Raw genomic sequence first — 5,542 nt, 5'->3', positions numbered from 1 at the left:
TTTAAAAAAAAGACTTTGGCATAATTTGTCAAAGTCTTTTAGGAATTTGCAAGTCTATTTTTCTTTAAACAAAAATTATACTCACGACTTTGAAAGTTTTATGAGCGTCTCTATCTACTGCAGTTCGTTGATTTTAGCTGGTAACTAATATTCTGTTTTTTTTGACAGATTTTACTGCAGCTTGACAGAAGAAAGTATAAAATGTTCTTTTTTTTAAATCAAAAGGTCATGTTTTTCTGAATTAAGAATGGCTTTTTCAAATAAAATGCTTATTTTACAGGAATAAGAAATCCCCAAAAATTACTTTATGCAAGTAGAGACTAGGCCATTACGAGTAAGCGATTATGATGGACTTAGAGAAACCATGCAGCGTGCTTATCCAAAAATGTCGGAAAATTTGTGGTCAAAAAAAAGTATCGAAAAGCTCACCAAAATTTTTCCCGAAGGACAGATTTGCATAATTGTAGATGGAAAATTAGCAGCAGTCAGTCTATCGATAATTGTTAATTATCAGGAGTTTGGTGATGACCATACCTATAGCGAAATTACAGGAAATTATACATTTAATACGCACACCGAAAACGGAGATGTTTTGTATGGTATTGAAATTTTTGTCGATCCAGAATTTCGGGAGTTGCGTTTGGGAAGACGATTATATGATGCGAGAAAAGAGCTTTGCGAATTATTAAATTTAAAATCAATTATTCTCGGTGGCCGAATTCCGAATTACCATCAATACAGCGACAAGCTTTCACCCAAAGCCTATATTGAGAAAGTCAGAAACAAAGAGATTTATGACCCAGTATTGTCTTTTCAACTTTCCAATAGCTTTTCGCCAAGAAAAGTGCTGAAAAAGTATCTTCCCGAAGACGAAAGCTCCAAAGAAAATGCAGTCCTTTTGCAGTGGAATAATATCTATTACAGTAAGAAACCAAATACCATGCAGGACAGTGTCGTTCGTTTGGGATTGGTTCAGTGGCAAATGAGACATTTCAAAAATTTGGAAGAATTTTATAATCAAGTAGAATTTTTTGTGAATGTAATGGGAGATTACAAAGCGGATTTTGTACTATTTCCAGAACTTTTCAATACCCCACTTTTAGCACCATTCAATCATTTGTCCGAAAGGGAAAGTATGTTAGAATTGGCAAAAATTACAGAGCAGATCAAACTCAAAATTTCAGAATTCGCCATAAGTTACAATGTGAACATTATTTCTGGAAGTATGCCTATTGAAGAAAACGGGGAGCTATACAATATTTCGTATTTGTTGCACCGAAACGGTAAAATCGATGAATACAGAAAAATTCACATTACACCCAATGAAAGGAGATATTATGGCATGAGAGGCGGTGATAAAATTCAAGTTATAGATACCGATTGTGGAAAAGTTGGTTTGGTGATTTGTTATGATGTGGAGTTTCCAGAGCTTCCAAGAATTCTCGCCGACCAAGGAATGAAAATACTTTTTGTTCCATATCTTACAGATACCCAAAATGCTTATACCAGAGTGCGCCATTGTGCACAAGCAAGAGCGATTGAAAACGAATGTTATGTTGCTATTGCAGGTTGTGTTGGGAATTTACCTGGAGTTAATAATATGGATATTCAATATGGTCAAGCTGCAGTTTTTACACCTTCGGATTTTAATTTTCCGTCCAATGCCGTAAAAGATGAAGCCACACCTAACACTGAAATGACATTAATTGTTGATGTTGACCTTAATGCACTAAAAGAGCTACACTTCAAAGGTGCAGTAAGAACAATGGATGACAGAAGGAGCGATCTTTATCAAATTACAGATTTGAAAAACAAAATTTAAAAAAGATGTTTTTCTAAATTCGTCAATAAGTTCTATTTTTGCCGAAATTTTATAAATATAATTACAATGAAAAGACTCATCGCAATCGCATTTATCGGTAGTTTAGTATTAGCAAGTTGTTCAAAGAAAGAAGCTTCTGAAGAAACTAATGTAATGCTTGAGGAGCCAGCAGCAGAGATGGTTGCAGCAGATACAACTAAAAAAGCTGAAGCACCTGTTGCAACTCCAGCTACTACAACTGAAGCAGCGCCAGCTGATTCGGCTACTGCAAAATAATCTAGAAAGAAATTAGAAAAAAGCTCCAAGAAATTGGAGCTTTTTTTGTGAAATTATCTATTGAAAACTCAATCCACAATCTCCAGATTCTCTATATTAGACTCTTTGAAGGTAGCGTATATATCTGAAAGATTATTTTTTCGAGTTTTGATATCAGCTTTAATTATGGAAGTTTTGTTTTTGAAATTGACTTCAATTTTATCGTTAAAAATCACATAAGTTGCGTCGTCTGTATCGAACTTTAATGAATTGTTTGATTTAGAATAGATGAATGTATTGATGAAACTCATTTCCAGATTTTTTTCTTTGTCTAAAAAATAGTAATTCAACCTCTTATCTTGGTCAATATAAAGCACGAGATATTGACCTTTTTCTGTTTGAAAACAAAAGATAGCATCCTCAAATTGATCATAAGTAATGGTTTCTGAGGTTGTTGTAATATATCTTTTTCCGTTCCAAGTTTTGTTTGTAGTACTAAGATTACCTTCCGGATTATAAGCTTCTTCAACCTGATGTATTAAAAAAGGCTTTCCGTTTTTAATAATAAAATCCGAAAACTGATGCCAACAACAACCCGACTTTGTCATCGTGTGAATTTGTTTTTTTTCTTTGTCTACATCAAAGAAGCCACAATAATTCTGACCTAATTCTGAAAATTCGGGACTGTATTTAAAAGTTTGATTAAATGATAAATACACGTTGTAGGAAGGTCCTCCGTAGCAACTTTCATTACCATATTTTATGGCGATATCGTCTTTTTCATCAAAATTAAAATCATCATAAATAATAATACTTTGGTGTCCGTAAGGGTGTTCAACCACATTTGAGGCGGTGTCTTCAAGGTCGTAATCACTCAGATTAACATCTTCTTTGATGATCACTTTTTTAGTCTTATTTTCAATGATTTTTAGACTATACTTTCCCTCGTCATCACTTTTGGTAATCGTTGCCGAATAGTCTTTTGAAAAATCTGTGAGCCGAATGGTTTGTGCAGATAAATTCAAAATTAAAATGATAGCGAACAACGAAAAATACGTTTTCATGGTTTTCAGAAATTTTAATTAAAATTACTAATTATTACCGCACAAATTCATAATTAATAAAGCAAAAAAATATTCTCAAAAAATTCGTATTTTTGCAAGTCGAAAAAACGAATAAAATGTCTTTATCAGAACAGGAATTAATCCGTCGCGAGAAATTGCAAAAATTAACAGAAATGGGAATCGACGCATTCCCAGCTGCTGAATATACCATAACAGATACTACAGCATCTATCAAAAATAATTTTGAAGAAGGCAAGCGTGTGAAAATCGCTGGTAGATTAATGAGTCGTAGAATTCAAGGGAAGGCAAGTTTTGCCGAACTTCAGGATTCTGAAGGTAGAATTCAGGTATATTTCAACCGTGACGAAATATGTCCAGGTGATGACAAGACTTTATATAACGAAGTTTACAAACATCTTTTAGATATCGGTGATATTATTGGTTTGGAAGGAGAGTTGTTCAAAACTCAGGTAGGAGAAATGACCGTAATGGTGAAAGATTTTACTTTATTAACCAAAACACTTCGTCCGCTTCCACAAGCTAAAACTGATGAAAATGGCGTGGTTCATGATGCTTTCAACGACCCAGAGTTGAGATACAGACAGCGTTATGTAGATTTAACGGTGAATCCTCATGTGAAAGAAGTTTTTGTTAAAAGAACAAAAATGTTCAATGCCATGCGTGAGTTTTTTAACAACGCAGGTTATTTTGAGGTAGAAACGCCAATTTTGCAAGCGATTCCAGGTGGTGCTGCTGCAAGACCTTTCATTACGCATCACAATGCTTTGGATATTCCTTTGTACATGAGAATTGCCAATGAATTATATCTTAAAAGACTGATTGTTGGTGGTTTTGATGGTGTTTATGAGTTTTCTAAAAATTTCCGAAACGAGGGAATGGACAGAACTCACAATCCTGAATTTACAGCAATGGAAATTTATGTAGCGTACAAAGACTATAATTGGATGATGGATTTCACGGAGAAGTTGTTAGAGCATGTGGCTACTGCTGTTAATGGAAGTCCAGAATCTACTTTTGGAGAACACCAAATCAGTTGGAAAGCACCTTATCCAAGAGTTTCGATGACTGAGGCAATTCAGCAATTTACAGGATTTGATATTACAGGTAAATCTGAAGATGAACTTCGTGATTTTGCAAAATCTATTGGTATCGAAGTGAATGAAACCATGGGAAAAGGGAAATTGATTGATGAAATTTTCGGTGAAAAATGTGAAGGAAACTTCATTCAGCCAACTTTCATTACAGATTATCCTATCGAAATGTCGCCTTTGACCAAGAAACATAGAAGCAAGGAAGGTCTTACCGAAAGATTTGAATTGATGGTTTGTGGAAAAGAAATTGCCAATGCTTATTCCGAGTTGAATGACCCTATTGACCAAAGAGAGCGTTTCGAAGCTCAAATGGCACTGTCTGAAAGAGGTGATGATGAAGCGATGTTTATTGACCAAGATTTTCTACGTGCATTGGAATACGGAATGCCTCCAACTTCAGGCTTAGGAATTGGTATGGATCGTTTAATCATGTTCTTGACCAATAATCCATCCATTCAGGAAGTGTTATTCTTCCCGCAAATGAAACCTGAGAAGAAGGAAGAAGGAAGCGCGAAGTTTGAAGCGAATGAAGATGAAAAAATCATTCTTGATATATTACAGAAAAATGGAGGTGAAATGAATTTGACAGATGTCAAAACTCAATCTCAACTTTCTGGTAAGAAATGGGATAAAGCTTCCAAGAATTTAACAAAAAACAACATCGCTAAAGTTGAGAAAATTGGTGATGATTTGTTGGTGATTTTGGTGTAAATATTTCATTATGAGGGTTTTGTTTTTTCTGTTTTTTTGTTTGCTTTTCCAAGCACAAGATATATCATGTTATTATGATAAGGATTGGAACGAAACTAAAAAAGAGAATGCTGAGTATTATCGAAAAATAACAAAAAGTAAAGACGACCTTTTTTATATTCAAGATTTTTATATTACTGGCGAATTACAATTTTCTGGTTATAGTAAGGAAAATAATTGCACCACTGAAAAGTATGTTGGTGAAGCTTCTTGGTATTATAAAAATGGCTTTAAAAGTCAAACATATGTTTTTGATGAAAGCAGTAATTTGATATCAAGAAATGAATTTGATATTAATTTTCTGAAAGAAGCCGTTCCTTTTAGAAAGGGAAACAAGTGGGGATATGCAAACTATAAAGATGCGAAAATATTAATTGAACCTAAATATGATAGTATTTCACATTTTTCAAAGTACGAAAGTCTTTTTTATTGTGGCGACAAATCTGGATTACTCTATCATGGGTATTTAGATAAGAAAAGCTCCCGCATATTTAAAGGAGAGTTGCTTCCTTGTAATTTTGATTTTCTTCATAAATATT

Annotated in this window: 4 protein-coding genes and 1 pseudogene; 4 read left to right on the top strand and 1 reads right to left on the bottom strand. The window is 33.9% G+C overall.

What is annotated here, in order from left to right:
• Positions 1 to 307: 307 nt before the first annotated feature.
• Positions 308 to 1,822: a carbon-nitrogen hydrolase family protein gene (locus tag AC4AGG_RS15110; RefSeq protein ID WP_489772851.1), complete on the top strand. Its 1,515-nt coding sequence runs from the start codon at positions 308 to 310 to the stop codon at positions 1,820 to 1,822.
• 66 nt (positions 1,823 to 1,888) lie between these two features.
• A complete protein-coding gene (locus AC4AGG_RS15105; RefSeq protein WP_489772850.1) occupies positions 1,889 to 2,098 on the top strand; it encodes a hypothetical protein in 210 nt (69 codons plus the stop codon).
• A 68-nt stretch (positions 2,099 to 2,166) separates the two neighbouring features.
• Here the strand turns inward: AC4AGG_RS15105 and AC4AGG_RS15100 are convergent, their stop codons facing one another.
• On the bottom strand, positions 2,167 to 3,141 hold the full coding sequence (locus tag AC4AGG_RS15100) for an XAC2610-related protein (RefSeq protein WP_489772849.1): 975 nt from the start codon (positions 3,139 to 3,141) through the stop codon (positions 2,167 to 2,169).
• 116 nt (positions 3,142 to 3,257) lie between these two features.
• Here AC4AGG_RS15100 and lysS point away from each other — a divergent pair, with 116 nt between their 5' ends.
• Complete coding sequence (gene lysS, locus AC4AGG_RS15095) at positions 3,258 to 4,964, top strand: lysine--tRNA ligase (RefSeq protein ID WP_489772848.1); 1,707 nt, start codon at positions 3,258 to 3,260, stop codon at positions 4,962 to 4,964.
• 10 nt (positions 4,965 to 4,974) lie between these two features.
• Positions 4,975 to 5,542, top strand: a pseudogene (locus AC4AGG_RS15090) (hypothetical protein); the annotation flags it as partial.

Source organism: Chryseobacterium sp. CG10_8 (assembly GCF_058117085.1).
The sequence above is the reverse complement of the archived record's forward strand: the minus strand, read 5'-3'. Positions and strand labels throughout refer to the sequence as shown.